The organism is Thermobifida fusca NBRC 14071 = JCM 3263, from assembly GCF_001592045.1.
Lineage (GTDB): Bacteria > Actinomycetota > Actinomycetes > Streptosporangiales > Streptosporangiaceae > Thermobifida > Thermobifida fusca.
Genome location: NZ_BCWB01000054.1, coordinates 16,866 through 35,809, shown reverse-complemented (window position 1 = coordinate 35,809; position 18,944 = coordinate 16,866). Strand labels below are relative to the sequence as shown.

Annotated in this window: 14 protein-coding genes and 1 pseudogene; 6 read left to right on the top strand and 9 right to left on the bottom strand. The window is 67.9% G+C overall.

Annotated elements, in window-relative coordinates; all coding sequences use genetic code 11:
* Positions 1-244: pseudogene (locus TF1_RS13950) on the bottom strand (serine/threonine-protein phosphatase); the annotation flags it as partial.
* Positions 245-593: 349 nt separating this feature from the next.
* On the opposite strand from TF1_RS13950, the gene TF1_RS13945 reads away from it, so the two are divergent.
* Positions 594-1,859: a GNAT family N-acetyltransferase gene (locus TF1_RS13945; RefSeq protein ID WP_011292624.1), complete on the top strand. Its 1,266-nt coding sequence runs from the start codon at positions 594-596 to the stop codon at positions 1,857-1,859.
* Positions 1,860-2,243: 384 nt separating this feature from the next.
* Here the strand turns inward: TF1_RS13945 and TF1_RS13940 are convergent, their stop codons facing one another.
* The 4 genes from TF1_RS13940 to TF1_RS13935 all read right to left on the bottom strand — a co-directional run bounded on the left by TF1_RS13940 (position 2,244) and on the right by TF1_RS13935 (position 3,838).
* Positions 2,244-2,711 (bottom strand): ribose-5-phosphate isomerase, encoded by a 468-nt coding sequence (locus TF1_RS13940; RefSeq protein WP_016189015.1) that lies wholly within the window; start codon positions 2,709-2,711, stop codon positions 2,244-2,246.
* A gap of 95 nt (positions 2,712-2,806) precedes the next feature.
* Entirely contained in the window at positions 2,807-2,944 is a 138-nt protein-coding gene (locus TF1_RS16320) for a hypothetical protein (RefSeq protein WP_169803326.1), read from the bottom strand.
* Positions 2,945-3,031: 87 nt separating this feature from the next.
* The gene (locus TF1_RS16315) at positions 3,032-3,199 is read right to left on the bottom strand and encodes a hypothetical protein (RefSeq protein ID WP_169803325.1); all 168 of its coding nucleotides are present in this window, start codon (positions 3,197-3,199) and stop codon (positions 3,032-3,034) included.
* Positions 3,200-3,223: 24 nt separating this feature from the next.
* Positions 3,224-3,838 (bottom strand): mycothiol-dependent nitroreductase Rv2466c family protein, encoded by a 615-nt coding sequence (locus TF1_RS13935; protein WP_011292626.1) that lies wholly within the window; start codon positions 3,836-3,838, stop codon positions 3,224-3,226.
* A gap of 215 nt (positions 3,839-4,053) precedes the next feature.
* Between TF1_RS13935 and pepN the strand changes: the two genes are divergently transcribed.
* A complete protein-coding gene (pepN, locus tag TF1_RS13930) occupies positions 4,054-6,594 on the top strand; it encodes an aminopeptidase N (protein WP_011292627.1) in 2,541 nt (846 codons plus the stop codon).
* Positions 6,595-6,681: 87 nt separating this feature from the next.
* Here the strand turns inward: pepN and malQ are convergent, their stop codons facing one another.
* Complete coding sequence (malQ, locus tag TF1_RS13925) at positions 6,682-8,790, bottom strand: 4-alpha-glucanotransferase (protein ID WP_061783968.1); 2,109 nt, start codon at positions 8,788-8,790, stop codon at positions 6,682-6,684.
* A 177-nt stretch (positions 8,791-8,967) separates the two neighbouring features.
* Here malQ and TF1_RS13920 point away from each other — a divergent pair, with 177 nt between their 5' ends.
* Positions 8,968-10,194 carry an MFS transporter gene (locus TF1_RS13920; RefSeq protein WP_255266188.1) on the top strand — a complete coding sequence of 409 codons (1,227 nt, stop codon included), beginning with the start codon at positions 8,968-8,970 and terminating at the stop codon, positions 10,192-10,194.
* Between the two features lie 7 nt (positions 10,195-10,201).
* On the opposite strand, the gene TF1_RS13915 is transcribed toward TF1_RS13920, so the two are convergent.
* Positions 10,202-11,632, bottom strand: coding sequence for an amidase (locus TF1_RS13915; protein WP_011292630.1), 1,431 nt, complete (start codon positions 11,630-11,632; stop codon positions 10,202-10,204).
* 320 nt (positions 11,633-11,952) lie between these two features.
* Between TF1_RS13915 and TF1_RS13910 the strand changes: the two genes are divergently transcribed.
* Positions 11,953-12,639, top strand: coding sequence for a nuclease-related domain-containing protein (locus TF1_RS13910; protein ID WP_016189018.1), 687 nt, complete (start codon positions 11,953-11,955; stop codon positions 12,637-12,639).
* Positions 12,640-12,864: 225 nt separating this feature from the next.
* A complete protein-coding gene (gene ilvD, locus TF1_RS13905) occupies positions 12,865-14,742 on the top strand; it encodes a dihydroxy-acid dehydratase (RefSeq protein WP_011292632.1) in 1,878 nt (625 codons plus the stop codon).
* A gap of 628 nt (positions 14,743-15,370) precedes the next feature.
* Here the strand turns inward: ilvD and TF1_RS15965 are convergent.
* Together TF1_RS15965 and TF1_RS13900 are read right to left on the bottom strand one after the other, a co-directional pair.
* Complete coding sequence (locus tag TF1_RS15965; protein WP_038043978.1) at positions 15,371-15,577, bottom strand: FmdB family zinc ribbon protein; 207 nt, start codon at positions 15,575-15,577, stop codon at positions 15,371-15,373.
* Positions 15,578-15,712: 135 nt separating this feature from the next.
* Positions 15,713-16,267 carry an HNH endonuclease gene (locus TF1_RS13900; protein WP_011292634.1) on the bottom strand — a complete coding sequence of 185 codons (555 nt, stop codon included), beginning with the start codon at positions 16,265-16,267 and terminating at the stop codon, positions 15,713-15,715.
* 517 nt (positions 16,268-16,784) lie between these two features.
* Between TF1_RS13900 and TF1_RS13895 the strand changes: the two genes are divergently transcribed.
* The gene (locus TF1_RS13895; RefSeq protein ID WP_061783966.1) at positions 16,785-18,893 is read left to right on the top strand and encodes a prolyl oligopeptidase family serine peptidase; all 2,109 of its coding nucleotides are present in this window, start codon (positions 16,785-16,787) and stop codon (positions 18,891-18,893) included.
* The last annotated feature ends 51 nt before the right edge of the window (positions 18,894-18,944 follow it).

Here is an 18,944-nt window from a genome sequence, read left to right as displayed (position 1 = left end):
GGAAGGCCAGGCTCCGGCGTTTGAGCAGCAGCCCGCCAGCGAGGACTGTGATGATGACGGCGCTCGGCGGGAACCATCCGGGAGGCCCCCACACGGCGCCCACCCCGATGCCGACGGCGAGCAGCACCAAGACGATGAGGACCAGGCGGTAGCGGAAGAGCACTTTGCGCCGGAGGAACGCGAAAACGCGCTGCGCCACAGAGTTGGCGGAGCGCAGAAGGCGAGAGGGCGGCGAAGTGCTCATCGTTGCCGAACTGTAGCGCGGGAAACCTTCCCAAGCACGCTGTGCCGGGCCCAGGGGGGCTGAGACTTCCCATAACGGGCCAACCGATATCCACCTCGGGTGGGAGCGGGGAACAGCAAAGAACAGCCCATGGTTCAGTATGGACCTTCCCTGCCCCTTCTGTCAGGGTTATGGTCCCGCTCGCATCGCACGAAAGAAAGCGAAAAATCCCTCATATTCTTCACGGTGCTGTTTCTATGACCCCTTGCGGCACCCTCGGGTGCCCGTGTCCCGCCCGCACCACCCCGGGGAGATTCGGATCGAAAAAATCAGTGGCGCGCAGTGAGGAGCGGCAGGTAGGCAAGAAGCCATGTCTGTTTCTCCCTGTTCCGCTGACTCCGATCCGTGGCCAATACGGCCGGTCACCGTCGACGAGTTCCCCGCATTCTGCGGGACCTGCCGGGAAGCGCTGCTCGACGACCCGATTGACGAGGAGCGCCTGGCGTCTGTGCTTGCCATAACCGACCTGGATCGCACGCTCGCCGCATTCGACGGCGACCAGGTCATCGGTACGACGCGGCTGTTCTCCTTTGAGATGACACTGCCCGGAGGTTCCCGCCCGGTCGCCGGGGTCTCCGCGGTCGGGGTCCTGCCCACGCACCGGCGCCGCGGGGTGCTCACCGCGCTGATGCGCCGCCAGCTGCGGGACATTGCCGAACGCGGGGCAGAAGCGGTGGCGCTCCTGTTCGCTTCGGAAGGCGGGATCTACGGGCGGTTCGGCTACGGCGTCGCTTCCCTGCTGGGCACAGTGACGGTGCGCCGCGGCGAAGGCGTCCTGCGCGCGGATGCTCCCCGCGACCCCGGGCTGCGGATGCGTATGGCCGATCCCGCTGCTGTGCGCGCCGAACTCGCTCAGGTCCACGAAACGGCCCGCTTGGCGCGGGTCGGCGAGTTCCGTCGCACCCCCCAGTTGTGGGATTGGCTCTTCGACCGTTTGGCACGGCGGAAGGACCAGTTCAGTCCGATCAAATGCGTCCTCGTGATGGACGGGTCGGAACCGGTGGGCTATGCGCTGTACCGGACCCGGCAGCACTACGACGAGCACGGCCTCGCCGACGGTGCCATGGAGGTGGAAGAGCTCTTCGCGACCCGTCCGGCCGCTCTGGTGGCCCTGTGGGAGTTCCTGCTCAACCGGGACCTGATAGGGAAGGTCACCGCTTTTCTGCGGCCTGCCGACGACCCCTTGCTGTACCTGCTGACTGACCGGCACCGGGCACGGTGGACGCCCGACACCGGGGTGTGGGGGCGGCTTGTGGACCTCCCCCGCGCACTGTCCGAACGCTCCTATGCGGCGCCGGTCGACGTCGTCATCGAAGTGGCCGATGCGATGTGCCCGTGGAACGAGGGGCGCTGGCGGTTGCGGGCGGACCGGGAGCATGCCGAGTGCATCCGCACCGACGATCCGGCTGACCTCTCCCTCGACGTGGGGGTGCTGAGTTCGGCGTACCTGGGCGGGGAAGCACTGACCGCGTACGCGGCCGCGGGCCTGGTACGCGAGGCGCGTCCCGGAGCGGTGGCGGAGCTCTCCGCCGCACTGGTCACGCCCACGATCCCGGCGTGCTCAATGATCTTCTGACCGGGCTGGTCTCCGCCGCGCCTGGTTTCTCCTCACGCTTCCTGGGAGGGTCCGCGGACGCCTGAGCCAGGGTGGGGCCGGAGTACCGCTGGAGCAGTCGTTTCCGGGCACAGGTTTCGGTGAGGGATTTATCGCTCCCGGGGGAGTGCACTGCCGGGGCGTGCCGCGCTAGCGTCAAAGTACGCCGTGAGGCGCCTCGGCGGTTCCGTCCGCTCAGCGTGGACGCACGACGGCGCGTAGTGGGCTGGCTCCCCGGTGCAGCGCGTCCCCCGCAGGGAGCCCCAGCCTGCCTCCCGGGGAGGCGAGAGAGGGAGCGCATCCGCATCCTGGCAGCGCTGCGGAGGCTCTCCTCCGGCTCCCCGGGATCAGCCGGTACGGCTCCGGTCAGGGGAGCGGGGGAAGCTGCCCGGTGGTCTCGTAGTCGGAGAGCATCCGAATACGGCGACTGTGGCGTTCCTCACCGCTGTATGGGGTGGTGAGAAACGTGTCGACAAAACCGGTGGCTTCGTCGATCGTGTGCATCCGCGCGCCGATGCTGATCACATTGGCGTTGTTGTGCTCGCGGGCGAGTTTGGCGGTCTCGTTGCTCCAGACGAGGGCGGCCCGCACCCCTTTGACCTTGTTCGCGGCGATCTGTTCGCCGTTGCCGGAGCCGCCGAGCACGATGCCGAGCGCCTCAGGGTCCTTGGCTACCCCCTCAGCGGCGCGCAGCACGAACGGAGGATAGTCGTCAGCCGCGTCGTAGACGGCTGGACCGGCGTCGATGACATCGTGTCCCTGCTTCTGCAGCCAGGAGACGAGGTGCTGTTTGAGTTCGTAGCCGGCGTGGTCGGATCCAATGTAGATACGCACGGCTCCAGTTTTGCAGGTCCCCGGGGCACGCATGCCCCCGGGAGCACTGTCCGGCGTTGAGGACGCCGGACAGTGCCCTGTGTCCTACGGGTCGCTCAGGTCGCGGCGAAGGTCACCGTCGCACCCAGAACGCCGAAGGCGACAGCGGACAGGAGGAAAATCAGGTTGATGACCACCAGAAGCTTGATGTCCTTGCTCAGCGGAACCGCTTTGGATTCCGGCTTCTTGCTCAACTCACACCACCTTGGCAAAAGCGGACAAAATGCTCACTCACGCTGATGGTACCGCTTCTCATCAGCGCGTATACGGCGGGTAAAGCGTTAAGCCCAGTGCGGAGGAACGTCGTTGAGCAGCTCCTCAATACGCGACCGCTCGCTCCGTTCCGGCGATTCTCCCCACCCCGTGTCTTCCTCGTCGGAGGTGGTGTCCGGAAGGATTTCCAGCTCGTCATCGAAGATGACTATGCGCTCCTCGTCCGGTTCGCTCATGTTCGCTCCTTCACACCGTCGCGGCTAGTCGAAGATGGGGTCGCGGGTGCGGCTCCGCTTGAGTTCAAAGAACCCGTCGGTTCCCGCGACCAGCAGAACGCCGTCCCACAACCGACCGGCGGCCTCGCCTCGAGGGGCGGGGGACACAACGGGGCCGAAGAAGGCGACGTCCTCGACCGCGATGACGGGAGTGCCCACTTCCTGGCCGACCCTGTCCATGCCGTCATGGTGCGACTTGCGCAGTGCCTCATCGTAGTCAGTGCTCTCCGCGGCTTCGATGAGATCCGCTGGTTGTCCCACGTCGGCGAGTGCCGCCGCGATGGTCTCCAAGGAGCGCGGCTCCCGGCGGTTGTGCAGCCGCGTCCCCAAAGCGGTGTAGAAGCGTCCCAGTTCCTCGTTGCCCGAGCGCTGCTCCACTGCGACGGCTACCCGCACCCCCCACCACGCCTCGGTGGCGAGCATCTTCCGGTACTCCTCCGGCACATCCTTGCCCTCGTTGAGGACAGCGAGGCTCATGACATGCCAGCGCGGGCGGACCGGGCGCACCTTCTCCACCTCGAGCAGCCAGCGCGACGTGATCCACGCCCACGGGCAGAGCGGGTCGAACCACAGGTCCACAGGAATGCGCTCTTGTGTCACCGTCGTCTCCTTACGCTTTTGGTCAACAGCCCGGGCGTGAACCTTAAAACGCCCAGCTCCTCAGGGATGAACCACAGTCGTCGGTTCCGCATTCCACACCCCGGCATGGCAGGATCAGAGCTGATCATCAGGCGGTGGCTCTCCGTCCGCTCTCCGTGAGCACGCCGACGGCCGCCACCACCATCGGCACCGAGACAGGTTGGGAAGGGAGCGTCGTGGCAGGCAATCTGACACGTGAGGAGGCACGGGAGCGGGCACGGATTCTCCGCGTCGACTCCTACGCCGTCGAACTTGATCTCACTTCAAGCGACCAGACCTTCACCTCCACCACGGTGGTCCGGTTTCACTGCTCGGAACCCGGGGCGGCAAGCTTCATCGACTTGGTGGCTCCGACCGTACGCGAAGTCACCCTCAACGGCGTCGCCCTCGACCCGGCCGAGGTGTTCAACGGAGAGCGGATCACCCTTCCCGACCTGCGTTCCGACAACGAACTGCGGGTCGTCGCCGACGCCGCCTACATGCGCACCGGTGAAGGGCTGCACCGGTTCGTCGACCCTGTCGACGGCAACGTCTACCTCTACAGCCAGTTCGAGACCGCCGACGCGCAGCGGATGTACGCCTGCTTCGACCAGCCCGACCTGAAGGCGACGTTCGAACTGACCGTGCTCGCCCCCGCGGACTTCGAAGTCGTGTCCAACACCGCACCCGATGTGGTGCGCGAGCCGGTGCCCGGCAGCACGGCGGTGCGCTGGCACTTCCCGCCGACCCCGCGGATCTCCACCTACATCACCGCGCTGGTGGCCGGCCCCTACCACGTGGTGCGGGACGAGCACGACGGTATCCCGCTGGGCGTGTACTGCCGGGCGTCGCTCGCCCAGTACCTGGACGCCGACGCGATCCTGGAAGTCACCAAGCAGGGCTTCGACTTCTTCCACCAGCTTTTCGGGGTCCGCTACCCGTTCGGCAAGTACGACCAGCTGTTCGTCCCCGAGTTCAACGCCGGGGCGATGGAGAACGCCGGGGCGGTCACGTTCCTGGAAGACTACGTGTTCCGCTCCCGGGTCACCGACGCCCGCTACGAGCGCCGCGCCGAGACCATCCTGCACGAGATGGCGCACATGTGGTTCGGCAACCTGGTCACCATGCGCTGGTGGGACGACCTGTGGCTGAACGAGTCGTTTGCCACGTTCGCCAGCGTGTACTGCCAGGCCCAGGCCACCAAGTGGCGGGACGCCTGGACCACGTTCGCCAACGTGGAGAAGGCGTGGGCGCTGCGCCAGGACCAGCTGCCCTCCACCCACCCAATCGCCGCGGACATCCCCGACATCCAGGCCGTGGAAGTCAACTTCGACGGCATCACCTACGCCAAGGGCGCCTCCGTGCTCAAGCAGCTCGTCGCCTACGTGGGGGTGGAGGAGTTCTTCTCCGGGGTGCGCGCCTACTTCGCCGAGCACGCCTGGGGCAACACCGAGCTGTCGGACCTGCTCGCGAAACTGGAGGAGGCGTCCGGACGCGACCTGTCGCGCTGGTCGCGGGAGTGGCTGGAGACCGCGGGCGTCAACACGATGCGCCCCGAGTTCGAGGTGGGCCCCGACGGCACGTTCACGTCCTTTGCTGTCCTCCAGGAGGCGCCAGCCGACCATCCGACCCTGCGCTCCCACCGGTTGGCGATCGGCCTGTACGACCGCACCGACCAGGGAATCGTGCGGCGCGACCGGGTGGAGTTGGACGTCAGCGGCGAGCGCACCGAGGTTCCGGAACTGGTGGGCAAACGCCAGCCTGACCTGGTCCTGCTCAACGACGACGACCTCACCTTCATCAAACTGCGGTTGGATGAGCAGAGCCTGCGCACGGTCGTGGAGAGCGCCGGCGAGATTGTTGAGTCGCTGCCGCGCGCGCTCGTCTTCGCCGCGGCGTGGGACATGACCCGCGACGGCGAGATGCCCGCGCGGGACTACGTCCGCCTCGTCAGCCGCAACCTGGCCGGGGTCCGCGACGTCGCGGTGGCCCAAACCCTGCAGCGGCAGGCCGTCTCCGCGCTGATCCACTACGTCTCCCCTGAATGGCAGGAGGAAGGTTTCAACCTGCTCGCCTCCCGGCTGCGGGAGCTGCTCACCTCTGCTGCTCCCGGCAGCGACCTGCAGCTCGCCTACGCCCACGGGTTCGCTGAGACGGCGCGCGCCCCCGAGCACCTGTCGCTGCTGCGGGGGATCTACGAGGGCGCGATCGAAGTGGAGGGGCTGAAGGTCGACACTGACCTGCGCTGGGCCCTGCTGCGCCGCCTTGTCGCGGCCGGTGCCGCCGGGGAAGCGGAGATCAACGCGGAACTGGAACGCGACCCCACCGCCGCGGGCGAGCGGGCAGCGGCAGGCTGCCGGGCGGCGATCCCCACCGCGGAAGCCAAGGCCGCAGCCTGGGAGCGCATCACCAGCGGCACCCTGGCCAATGCGGAGTTCCGCGCGACCCTGGGCGGATTCGTCGAGCCCGCCCACGCTGAACTGCTGCGGCCCTACGTGGACCGCTACTTCGGCCAGCTTGCGGACGCGTGGGCGAAGTGGACTGCCGAGTTCGCGCAGACCTTCACCGAGTTCGCTTACCCCGGCTACCTGATCGAAGAGGAGACGCTGCGCCGCACTGACGCCTACCTCGAGACAGAGAACCCGGTTCCGGCGCTGCGCCGCCTCCTGCTGGAAGGCCGGGCCGGTGTCGAGCGTGCCCTGCACGCTCGGGCGCAGGACGCTGCGGCCGCACACTGACCGTTTCTGGCCTGGTGGGCGGGCGCTGCGCGGGACGCGGTGTCCGCCCATCGGCGTCTTTGCCCCGGCAAGGGCTCCCGCGGGCGGTCACCACTGCGGGCAGAGGAACGACCGGGATGGGCGGGGCAGTGGGGGCGCGGCCCGTGCCGTGCCGCTGCCCGGGGACAGTTGGGCGAGCTCCCCGAGTGCGGCACGCACTGCCGCAGCCCACTGCGGATTGGTGATCAGGTCTTCGAGGAGGACCGGCTCCCCTTCACTGTTGGTGAGCGGGATCCGCCAGTTGGGGTATCCGCTGCTGGTTCCCGGCTGGTTCTGCATGCGGTGGTCGCCGACCACATCGGCCAGGGACACGCCCACCAGGACGGCAGGGGTGCGCGCCAGGTAGCTGTGCAGCGCGGTGACCACAGCGGCGGGCTGAGCCACGGGGTCGGTTCCCTCCGCGAGCAGCCCGAGTTCGGTGAGCAGCGCGCACCAGGCGGCGACCTGGGCTTCGGCTTCGGCGCGCTCTTCTTCCACCGGGCGGGTGAGCAGGCCCAGGTGGGAACGCAAAGCCACGTGCTCGGCCGTGACATAGGAGGTGATCGGGGGAAGGTCGTGGGTGGCGACCGTGGCCAGGCAGTCGGTCCGCCAGGTTTCCGGGCGGCGCGGGGCGCCATGCTCGTCGCGTTCAAACCACAGCACGGATGTGCCGAACACTCCGCGTTCGGACAGGTAGTCGCGGACCCACGGTTCGACTGTCCCCAGGTCTTCCCCGATGACGAGCGCGTTTGCTTCGTGGGCGGCCAGGAGCAGCGCGCCCACCATGCCCTCGTGGTCGTAGCGCACGTAGGTCCCTTCGGCGGGGTCGGCCCCCTCCGGGATCCACCACAGCCGGAATAGTCCCATGACGTGGTCGACCCGGATGCCGCCAGCGTGCCGCCCTACCTGCCGAAGCTGGTCGAGGAAGGGAAGGTAGCCCTGTTCGGCGAGGCGCACCGGATGCCAGGGCGCTTGCCCCCAGTCCTGGCCCTGCTGGTTGAACTCGTCCGGGGGTGCGCCAACGTGGATCCTGGGGACGAGCACTTCGCGGTGGATCCAGGCGTCTGCGCCGCCGCTCTGCGCCCCGACCGCAAGATCGTGCACGATTCCCACGTCCATTCCGGCGTTGCGTGCCGCGGTCTGGGCGTGGGTGAGTTGGCTGTCGAGAATCCACTGGGTCCAGCGGTAGAAGTCCACGCGACGCCAGCGGCGCCGCGTTTCGACGCGGACCTCTTCGGCGGTGGGGTCGCGCAGCGGCTCCGGCCAGCGGCGGTAGTCCGGTCCGTGCTCTTCGGCTATCGCGCACCACGTGGCGTAGCGTTCCAGGGCTTCGCCTTCGCGGTCCAGGTAGTCGCGGAACGCCTGCTCCCGCTCCTCTGAGCGGCTGACCCCGTAGATGATTTCCAGGGCGGCCCGTTTGGCTTGCCAGACCGCGTTACGGTCCAGCAGGTCGGCGGTGCGCCCCCGCTCGCGAAGCGGCCGGGCGAACCGCTGGATGGTTTCCCGCTGGATCGAGTTGAGCCGCGCGTACTCGGGGATGTCTTCAATACGGATGTAGAGCGGGCTGGCGTAGTGGCGGCTGACCGGCAGATACGGGGAGTCGGTGACGGGCGGCAGCGGTTCGGTGGCGTGCAGGGGGTTGACGAGGATGAAGGACGCCCCCAGGTCGCGGGCGGACCAGGTGGCCAGCTCGGCGAGGTTGTGGAGGTCTCCCATAGCCCACGAGACGTGGGAGCGGACCGAGTAGAGCTGGGTCATCAGCCCCCACATGCGGCGGGGCACGGAGCGGGACAGCCGAGCGGGTGCGACCAGGAGGGGACGCTGCTGGTGGTTGCCGCGGTTGTCCACGTGCAACCGGTGGAGGCCGAGCGGGAGGGTGGGACCGACATCGGTGTACCCGCCGTCGGCGAGTTCCACCCAGGTCCGGGCCTCGTCGGGCAGGGGGAGCCGCGGGGTGTGCCCGGCTCGGGTGACGACGGCCGGGGGAAGCGGGTGAGCGGCCTGGGCTTCCTGGTGCGCCCGCAGCGCGGCCTCAGGGTCGCTGACGTCCACGCCCAGGGCGGTGAGCACGTGGCGCAGCGTGTCCACGGAAACGGGGATCCGGGTCCCCTGCCAGTTCACATAGCTGGTTGCGACGCCGTGCGCCTCGGCTAGCCGGACCAGTGCAGCATCACTCACACCATCCGATCATGCCGCAGCACGGCGCTGATCAGCAGGATCTGGAGCCGCCAGTCGCGGAATCGGATGGTTTTTACCACTTCGGCCAATGTTGATCACGGTATTGGCTAAAAATGCGGAGATTCATCCTACGAATCCGGTGATACTTGTGTGGTGCTCAAGTCCTACCGTCCGTTGTTGTCCGTTCCCTACCTCATCGGACTTTTCGTCTGGTCGCTGATCGCCCGGCTGAACATCGCGGCTCTGCCGATCGGTATCACCTTCCTCGTAGCCGACTGGACCGGATCATATGCCTTGGCGGGAGCAGTCAGCACTACGCTGACCATCGGCGCTGCCGTGGCCGGACCGCTGCGCGGGCGCAGTGCTGACCGGGGGCGTACGGACCGACTCATGGCGCTGTGCGGGCTCTGCTACGGGGCTGGTCTGCTCGTGATCGCCCTGCTGCCCGCCTCGCTGTGGTGGGCGGCCTTCCCCCTCGGCTTGGTGACCGGTCTGTTCACTCCGCCTGCCTCCCAGGTCGCGCGTGCGCTGTGGCCGCGGCTGACCTCAGGCCAGACCCGCACCGCCATGTACGCGGCCGAGTCCACCTTCCAGGAACTCGTCTTCGTACTGGGACCGCTGTTGGCGGCCGCCACGGTAGCGGTAAGCGGAGGCAAAGGGGCCGTGCTGCTGGTCGCGGCGCTCTCGATCGCGGGCTCTTTCGGGTTTGCGTGGCAGATCTACCGCTCCGGCCTCGCTTTCCCGCCCCAGCCCGGTCCAGCCTCCCCCACCCAGCGGCGCCGGTCTCTGCTGCTGCAGCCGGAACTCACCCTCCTGGTTGTCGTATGCATGCTGCTGATCGCCGGCCTGGCATCCGTGGACCTGGTCATCGTGGCGTGGGCGCGGGAGATCGGCCGCCCCGGGGTTGCCGGGGTGCTCGCCGCGTTCTGGTCGATCGGTTCCCTGGTCGGCGGGCTCGTCGCGGGCGCCTTGGCCGGCCCGCCCCGGTTGAGCCGCCGGGCTTTCGCCGCCGCGGCGGGAACCGCGATGCTGATCCCGCTGCTTCCTCCCGTGCTGGAGCTCCCCTCCCCGTGGCTGCTCCTCCCCGTGCTGTTCGTAGCTGGGCTGGCGATCGCCCCCACCTTGGCCGCGGCAACCGAACGGATCGGCGAGGTGGCACCCAGCGATCGGCGGGCGGAAGCGTTCGGGTGGATGAACACCGGGATCACCACCGGGGTGGCGTTCTCCGCGCCACTGTCCGGATGGCTGGTGGACGTCGGCGGCCCCGCCCTGGGCGTGGTGGGCGGCGCAGTGATCGTGCTGCTGTCTGCCTTCTGCACGCTCGCGGTCGGCAGCGGATCCCCAGGAGAGAAGACACACCCGGTCGCAGACGGCCCGGACAGCGGGAACGGCACACCGCAATAACTGTGGCCTAGCGATGCCACACCTCTGGAGTGCGGTCCCGCCACGGGCGGGCCGCCTCCAGTTGGGCGGACAGGGAGATCAGCGTGGCCTCCGCGCCGATCCTCCCCAAGAGCATCATGCCGAGGGGAAGCCCGTCCGCGGTGGTGCCGCTCGGCACGTTCACCGCAGGCTGGCCGGTGATGTTGGCGATATTGCCGAAAGGGGTGAACGCGTTCATCTTCTCGAACTCGTCCGCGGGATCCCCGGACGCGGTGAAATACCCGAGGGGAACAGGCGGGAGAGCCAAGGTAGGGGTGAGCACCACGTCGTAGGGGGCGAACGCAGCCAACGCGGCCCGGGCGAAGCGCCGCAGCTCCCCCACAGCTTCCAGGTAAACGGGGGCCGGGGTGCGTTGTCCACGGTCCCGCAGCCAGCGGGTCAGCGGGCGCAGGCGGTGCTCGGCCGCAGCGGGGACAGGGATGCCGGCCGCAGTCACCGCCCACACGGTTGCGAAATGGCGCATATGGGAGCCGTCAAAGGGCGGGGTGATCTCGGTGACGTCGTGTCCAAGCTCCTCGAGGAGCCGGACCGTGGCATGGTAGGCCGCCAAGACCTCCGGGTGCACGGTGGCTTCGGGCAGCGGCGGGGTTGCGAAACAGGCGACGCGGAGCCGACCAGGCTCCCGGTGTGCGGCGGCGAGGAACGTCTCCCCCGCGGGCAGCGGTGGGGCAGTGAAGAGATCCGCGGGATCGCCGAGGGTCAGTGCGTCGAGCAGAAGAGCCGCGTCGGCAACCGTGCGGGCGAGCGGACCGGTGACCGCCAGGCCGAGCGTGTCGACGCGCAAGGGTGCCGAGGTGACCCGGCCCCGAGTGGGTTTGATCCCGAAGAGCCCGCACACGCTCGCAGGGATACGGATCGATCCGCCGCCGTCGCTGCCCTGGGCGAAAGGCGCAAGCCCTGCAGCGACCGCGGCCGCTGCCCCGCCACTGGAGCCGCCCGCGGAACGCGTCGTGTCCCACGGGGTGCGGGCCGGTGGGGCGATCTCGTTCTCGGTGTAGCAGGGCAGCCCGAACTCGGGGGTGTTGGTCTTGCCGAGGAACACCGCCCCGGCCCGCCGCAGCGCGGCCACGTAGCCTTCGTCAGCGTCGGCGACCTGGTCGGCGAAGACCCTCGACCCTCGAGTGCAGCGCACTCCGGCGACCATGTCGAGGTCTTTGATCGGCACGCACAGGCCGAGGAGCGCGGGCAGGTGCGCCGGGTCCTCGGTGCGCAGCCGCCGCTCCGCGTTTCGGGCCTGCTGGAGCGCGAGTTCCGGGGTAACCGTGATGAAGGCCCCTACTTCGTCGCCGAGCCGTTGGACCCGGTCCAGGTAGTGCTCGACGACGTCGACCGGAGACAGCTCCCGGCTGCGGAACAACGCAGCTTGGCGTAGTGCACTCAGGTCGTGAATCTCGCTCACACTTCCCCGAGCGTAGCCGGGCAGCACCCCGGCTTCGGAGGAAAGTCACCTACCTGGAGGCGTAAAATCGGGAAAAATACATTCTTCCCAGGTCAGGGCCGAAAAACACCCGTAAGAAAACTTCAGGCAGGGAACAAAAATGTGAGTCTTTACGGACTAGGAGCTTTCTTTGAAGGGAACTACCCTTCTGAGGCGTGGAATCGGCAACCAGCACCAGACCGGACGACCCCTCCCGCACCAGCGAGACCCAGCGGGACGATGCACCCCCTTCTTTTCACCGCCCCACCAGCAAACCAGTGGCGCCGCACACGGATACCCTCATGCGCACCTACCGTTCACTGCTGAAACACGGTGTCGTGCGCCGGTGGCTTCCCCGAGTCGCCGCCTGCCTCGTGGCCGCGGTAGTGGTGGGCGTGCTGTTCAGCAGTTGGCGTGTGGGGGTGACGGCCGGGGCCGCAGCGCTCGTCGGTTTCATCGTCTACACCTCCCAGCGCCAGTCTGAAGTCCCCCAGTGGCGCAAACCCTCCTCTGCGCAGCGGCGTACCGAAGCACAACTGCGGATCATGCAACGCTTCGGCTACCGGGTGCTGCACGCGCGGCGTATCCAGGACGGCAACGGCCAGATCGACCACTTCATCGTGGGACGGCGCGGCGCCTTCGCGATCGACTCCGAAGCCTGGGACAAGCGGCTGCCGCTCCGCAACAAGCTGGAGAAGCTCTACCACGGCCGCTTCTCCAAAAACGAGCGCATCGACGAAGCGCTGGCTGAGGCCCGCAACGCGGAACGGCTCATCAGCGAAGAACTGGGCCGCCCCATCAAAGTGCGTGCCGCCCTGGCGATCTACGGTCCCAGCATGCCGTGGGACAGCCACCGGCTCCGCGGGGTCGACATCATCGTCGGCACCAAAGTCCGCAAGTGGCTGCGCAGCGGCAAAGACCGGCTGACCGAAGAGGAGATCGAGGAGATCTACCAGGCAGCCAAAAAAGTCCTTCCCCCCATGTACTAAACGTTCTGCGCCCCCACCCAGGTCTTCCCGGGGCGGCCCTAGGGCCGCCCCGTTCCCGTGCACGGTGTAACCGGTCGGCTAGGGGACTACCATCGAGAGAACGACCCCAAGTTTCGTCCCAGGGCGGCACCCCTACAGGGCATGCCGCGCGGACCGTCGGCGGGGACCCCACCGTTACTGTCCCGTCGTCGGCCCCGGTTCTTCTCTCGACGGGAGCAGACTTCCATGCCCGCGCTTCGTTCACGGACGGTCACCCACGGCAGAAACATGGCCGGTGCCCGCGCGCTGCTGCGCGCCACCGGCGTGGCACGCGAAGACTTCGGCAAACCCATCGTGGCGGTGGCCAACAGCTATACCCAGTTTGTGCCCGGACACGTGCACCTGCGCGAAGTCGCCGACGTCGTGGCTGACGCGGTGCGCGCGGCAGGCGGCGTGCCGCGCGAGTTCAACACCATCGCGGTCGACGACGGCATCGCCATGGGGCACGGCGGCATGCTGTACTCCCTGCCCAGCCGCGAACTGATCGCCGACGCCGTGGAGTACATGGTCAACGCGCACTGCGCTGACGCCCTCGTGTGCGTGTCCAACTGCGACAAGATCACCCCCGGCATGCTGCTGGCCGCACTGCGGCTGAACATCCCCACCGTGTTCGTCTCGGGTGGGCCGATGGAAGCCGGAAAGGTGACCGTAGTCAACGGCACTGCGACGACGGTGCGCAAACTCGACCTGATCAACCCGATGATCGCCTCGGCGGACGAGAACGTCTCCGAGCAGGAGCTGAACGCGCTGGAAGAAGCAGCCTGCCCCACCTGCGGCTCCTGCTCGGGCATGTTCACCGCCAACTCGATGAACTGCTTGACCGAGGCGATCGGCTTGGCGCTGCCCGGCAACGGCACAGTGCTGGCGACCCACACCGCGCGCAAGAAGCTCTACGAGGAAGCGGGCCGGGTGGTCGTGGAGGCGGCGCGCCGCTACTACGAAAAGGACGACGAGTCGGTGCTGCCGCTGTCGATCGCCACGCCGGCGGCGTTCGCAAACGCCATGGCCTTGGACGTGGCCATGGGCGGCTCCACAAACACGATCCTGCACCTGCTGGCCGCGGCAACCGAAGCCGGCGTGGACTTCGGCCTCGACGACATCGACGCCCTGTCCCGCCGAGTGCCGTGCCTGTGCAAGGTCGCCCCGAACAGCGACAAGTACCACATCGAGGACGTCCACCGGGCGGGCGGTATCCCCGCCATCATGGGCGAGCTGGCCCGCGCCGGGTTGGTGGACACGTCGCTGCCCATGGTGCACGGGATGACCGTGGGCGAGTACGTGGACGCCTGGGACATCGCCTCCCCGAATGTGCGTCCCGAAGCGGTGGAGCTCTTCCACGCAGCTCCGGGCGGCCAGCGCAGCACTGAGGCGTTCTCGCAGAGCACTCGGTGGGATTCGCTGGACCTGGACCGCGAGTCCGGGTGCATCCGCTCGGTGAAGCACGCTTACACCAAGGACGGCGGCCTGGCCGTGCTCAAAGGCAACCTCGCCCCGGACGGCGCGGTCGTCAAGACCGCGGGAGTCGACGAGGAACTGTGGACCTTCAGCGGCCCGGCCAAGGTGTTCGAAAGCCAGGAGGAAGCGGTCGACGGCATCCTCAACAAGGCGGTGCAGCCCGGTGACGTGGTGGTCATCCGCTACGAGGGCCCCAAGGGCGGTCCGGGCATGCAGGAGATGTTGTACCCGACGAGCTTCCTCAAGGGCCGCGGTCTGGGCAAGGTGTGCGCCCTGATCACCGACGGCCGGTTCTCCGGCGGCACCTCAGGGCTGTCGATTGGGCACGCCTCACCGGAGGCGGCCGCCGGCGGCGACATCGCCCTGGTCGAGGACGGTGACATCATCACCATCGACATCCCCAACCGGTCGATCACTTTGGAAGTGCCGGAGGACGAACTCAACGCCCGCCGGGAGCGTCTCCTCAAGGAACTGGGTGGATTCCGGCCGCGGAACCGGCAGCGCCCGGTGAGCGCGGCGCTCCGCGCCTACGCGGCGATGGCCACTTCGGCTTCTACGGGAGCCGCCCGAGACGTCAGCCAGGTGGAGCGCACGCATCTCCACTCGTAATGCGGAGGCCGCGGGGTTCGATTCCCGCAGGCGGCTCGCAGTGCTGGGGGCCTCTCCCTAGAGCCGGGAGGGGCCCTGTACCACACTGCGCACGCCCCTCCCCTAGCCCTCGCATGCCACTGGCCGCCTAGGCGAGGCCGACGCCACTATTCCTGGTCACACGCCACGGGTACAGCCGTAGAGGGGCATCTCCGTGCCTTTGATTCACCTCTCCACCCTGGGCCATTTAGGCGTTGCTCCCGATTGTGAGAAGTGAATGAAATAGGCTTACCGGACTGGTAAAGTTGCAGGTCGTTTAGTGTGCTCCCCGCGCATGCGGGGATGGTCCGGTCGCCGAATGGACGATCCCCGTGCCCACGGAGTGCTCCCCGCGCATGCGGGGATGGTCCCCCGGCTCGACACCCCGAGCCGTTTCCTAGCGCGTGCTCCCCGCGCATGCGGGGATGGTCCTGCCGCACAGACCTGTCGGAGACGCCGAAGCGGATGCTCCCCGCGCATGCGGGGATAGTCCCGCGTTGATCACGCGTTTTGCCACATCCAGCGGGTGCCCCCCCGCGCATGCGGGGATGGTCCTGACACGGCTACGGGGAGGCCTGCTCCAGCAGACCTCCCCGCGTAAGGTTCAGGATCAGCCGCCGCAGCAGCCACCGCCGCAGCAGCCGCCGCCGGCTGACGAAGGGGCTTGCGCGAGACCGCTCACCCCAATCGTGGACAGCAGTTTGACCGTGTCGTCGTGCCCATTCGGGCACTCTGCCGGGGCGTTAGCCTCGGCCATGGGCCGGGACAGTTCAAAGGTTTCACCGCAGGCACGGCAACGGAACTCGTAACGAGGCATGACATCAGCATAGGGTCGGGTCGCGCCGCAGTTCCGCACACTTCCCCCACCCCAGAGGCACGCGCCTGGTGGTGTCACTGGTGGATCGTCTGGTCCCCGGGACCGAGACGAACCCCCGGCCCCGGGATGTCCTCCTCAGACTTTCACCCTCGCCATATAGGGGGCCCAAAGGGGGTCAGTGTGGTGGTCACCGTTGATGAGGCGCCAATGAATCCCCCGCGGAACTGTGGGGGTGACACGTAGTTTCCAACCGAGTTCTTCAAGGAGGCGGTCGGCCTTACGGTGGTTGCAGGATCTGCAGGCCGCCACCACGTTCTCCCAGACGTGCTGTCCCCCGCGGCTGCGCGGAATAACGTGGTCGATCGTCTCGGCACGTCTGTCACAATAGGCACAGTGGTATCCGTCGCGCCGCATGAGCGCCACGCGGGTCAGCGGAATCCTGCGCCGATAGGGCACCCGGATGTAGCGGAGCAGCCGGATGACCGACGGCACGGAGAACGCCATCGTGCTCGAATGGAGCACAGCTCCGGTAGAGTCGCTGTGCACCACCTCGGCTTTCTCCCGCAGGACTAGCAGGACCGCGCGTCGCAACGGCACGGTGGTCAATGGTTCATAGCTCGCGTTGAGAAGCAGTACGTGACGGCGGATCTGTGGTGGGCCGCCTTCCGTAGTATTCTGTGCGGCGCTCATGGCCGCCTCCGGTAGGCCGACGTGTCGACCACACGTATCTCTTCTCCGGCTAGCCACCCGGCTAGCCAGAAGGCCTCCTTGTGGACCGGCCCAAGAGCCGGCGTTCTTCGTTGTGCCACACGGACCTCCCGTGGGTGGGTTCCCGCCGAGTTGTGTCCCTTCTTCAGTTTGCGTGCTGAGGGTCGGTCATTGCCACCCCATTTCTCCGCAACACTGCCAGAAACCTCCGTGAATGATCTGGGCTTCCAACGGGAAACCCCGCAGCGGCAGTACGGGAGCCCTCCGGCGCACGCTCGGCGGGACGGGCGACGGTGCACCGCAGTGTTGCCACCTTCACACGGATACCCAGCTCCGGCCCGCTGCCGCCACCGACCCCATACCCCGGTAGGCCGTCCATGCCCGCGGTGTCGACCGGCCGCGCCGATCCTCCTCCCAGCAGGCAGGGGAAGCGGACTGCTTCCCACCGGAAACAGCGTATGACCTCGGGTACTGTCCTGCTGCGGCTAGAGTTCTGGGCATGTCTCGTCTCCCTTCCTATCCCTTTGCTGAGCGCTGGGAATTGACTGACGTGCTCCACGGCCAGACGGTCGCGGACCCCTACCGCTGGCTGGAGCAGACTGACCTCGCCGCCACCAAAGAGTGGTCGCAAAGCCAGGACGCGCTGTTCACAGCAGCATCCGCGATGTGGTCGGCCACCGACTGGTTCCGGACGCGGCTGCGGGCCCTGATGAATGCCGGCTCGGTGGGGGCACCGGTTTGGCGGGGACAGCGTCGCCTGTTCGTGCGGCGCGCCGCCGACCAGGAGCACGCGGTGCTCTACGTCCAGGACGGTTCAGGACCGGAACGGGTCCTCATCGACCCCACCGAACTGAACCCGGAAGGCACCACCACCCTGGACTCGTGGGTGGTGGACTGGGAGGGACGGCTGCTGGCCTACCAGTTGTCCGATAACGGAGACGAGCAGTCCCGGCTGTGGGTGATGGACATCGACACCGGGGAGAACATCGACGGCCCCATCGACCGCTGCTCCTACTCCCCGGTCGCGTGGCTGCCGGGCCGTGACGCGTTCTACTATGTGCGCCGCCTCGCCCCCGAACTGGTCCCCGAAGGAGAAGAGCAGTACCACCGGCGGGTCTACCTGCACCGGGTGGGCACCTCCCCGGAAGAGGACACGCTGATCTTCGGGGAAGGGCGGGACAAAACCGAATACTTCGGGGTGGCGGTCAGCCGCGACGGCAGGTGGCTGACGCTCACCGCTTCGCCGGGCACCGCGCCCCGCAACGACGCGTGGATCGCGGACCTCACCGTGTCCGCCCCGGAAGCGCCGCGCTTCACCGAGATCCAGACCGGTGTGGACGCTGAAACCTTCCCTCATGTGGGCCGCGACGGCAGGCTGTACCTCTTCACCGACCTGGACGCGCCGCGGGGACGGCTGTGCGTGGCCGACCCGGCCTCGCCCACCCCGGACCACTGGCAGACCCTGATCGCCAGCGACCCGGACGCGGTCCTCAGCGGGTATGCGATCCTCGACGGCGCGGAACTGGACACTCCGGTGCTCCTCGCCCGGTGGGAGCGGCACGCGCTCAGTGAACTCAGTGTGCACCACCTCGCCACCGGGGAGCGGATCCGGAACCTTCCCCTGCCCGGCCTCGGGTCGGTGGGCAGCATCACCGCCCGCCCCGAAGGCGGCACGGAAGCGTGGTTCACCTACACCGACTACACGTCGCCGACCGCGGTCTACCGGTACGACGCGCGCACCCACGACGTGGTGCTCTGGCAGAAGTCCCCGGGAACAGTGGAGGCTCCCCCAGTCCGCACCGAGCAGGTCACCTACACCTCCCGGGACGGCACCCCGGTGCGGATGCTGGTGGTCTCCCCGCCGGACCGGGAGGGGCCCCGTCCCGCCATCCTGTACGGGTACGGCGGTTTCGGGATCTCGCTGACCCCGGCCTATTCGGCGTCGATCCTGGCGTGGGTGGCGGCCGGTGGCGTCTACGCGGTCGCCTCGCTCCGCGGCGGCCTCGAAGAAGGCGAAGAGTGGCATCGGGCAGGCATGCTCGGCAACAAGCAGAACGTTTTCGACGACTGCCATGCCGCTGCCGAATACCTGGTCGACGCGGGGTTCACCACTCGGGAGCAGCTTTCCGTGATGGGCGGCAGCAACGGAGGGCTGCTCGTCGGAGCCGCTATCACCCAGCGTCCCGAGTTGTATGCCGCGGCCGTGTGCTCCGCCCCGCTGCTGGACATGGTGCGATATGAACAATTCGGGCTGGGGCAGTTGTGGAGCGTGGAATACGGCAGCGCCAGCGACCCGGAAGCGTTGCAGTGGCTGCTCGCCTACTCCCCGTACCACAACGTCCGGGAAGGGGTGCGCTATCCGGCGACCCTGTTCACGGTCTTCGAAAACGACACCCGGGTCGACCCGTTGCACGCCCGCAAAATGTGTGCGGCGCTCCAACACGCCACCTCGGCCGCTCCGGAGGAAGCCCCGATCCTGCTGCGCCGGGAGACTGACGTGGGGCACAGCACGCGTTCCGTGAGCCGCAGCGTCCGGCTCGCCGCGGACCAGTTGGCTTTCCTCGCCCATTACACCGGGTTGCGGGTCACCGACCGTACTGGAGGGTAGGGAACGCTACCCCGGGTGTCCGCTGCGCTGCTCGAACTTGCCACAATCGGC

Bases quoted from the DNA above. Each gene is read 5' to 3' on its own strand.
- TF1_RS13945 (WP_011292624.1), top strand. From the start codon at position 594: ATGTCTGTTTCTCCCTGTTCCGCTGACTCCGATCCGTGGCCAATACGG.
- TF1_RS16315 (WP_169803325.1), bottom strand. From the start codon at position 3,199: ATGAGCGAACCGGACGAGGAGCGCATAGTCATCTTCGATGACGAGCTG.
- TF1_RS13910 (WP_016189018.1), top strand. From the start codon at position 11,953: ATGCGCACCTACCGTTCACTGCTGAAACACGGTGTCGTGCGCCGGTGG.
- ilvD (WP_011292632.1), top strand. From the start codon at position 12,865: ATGCCCGCGCTTCGTTCACGGACGGTCACCCACGGCAGAAACATGGCC.
- TF1_RS15965 (WP_038043978.1), bottom strand. From the start codon at position 15,577: ATGCCTCGTTACGAGTTCCGTTGCCGTGCCTGCGGTGAAACCTTTGAA.
- TF1_RS13900 (WP_011292634.1), bottom strand. From the start codon at position 16,267: ATGAGCGCCGCACAGAATACTACGGAAGGCGGCCCACCACAGATCCGC.
- TF1_RS13895 (WP_061783966.1), top strand. From the start codon at position 16,785: ATGTCTCGTCTCCCTTCCTATCCCTTTGCTGAGCGCTGGGAATTGACT.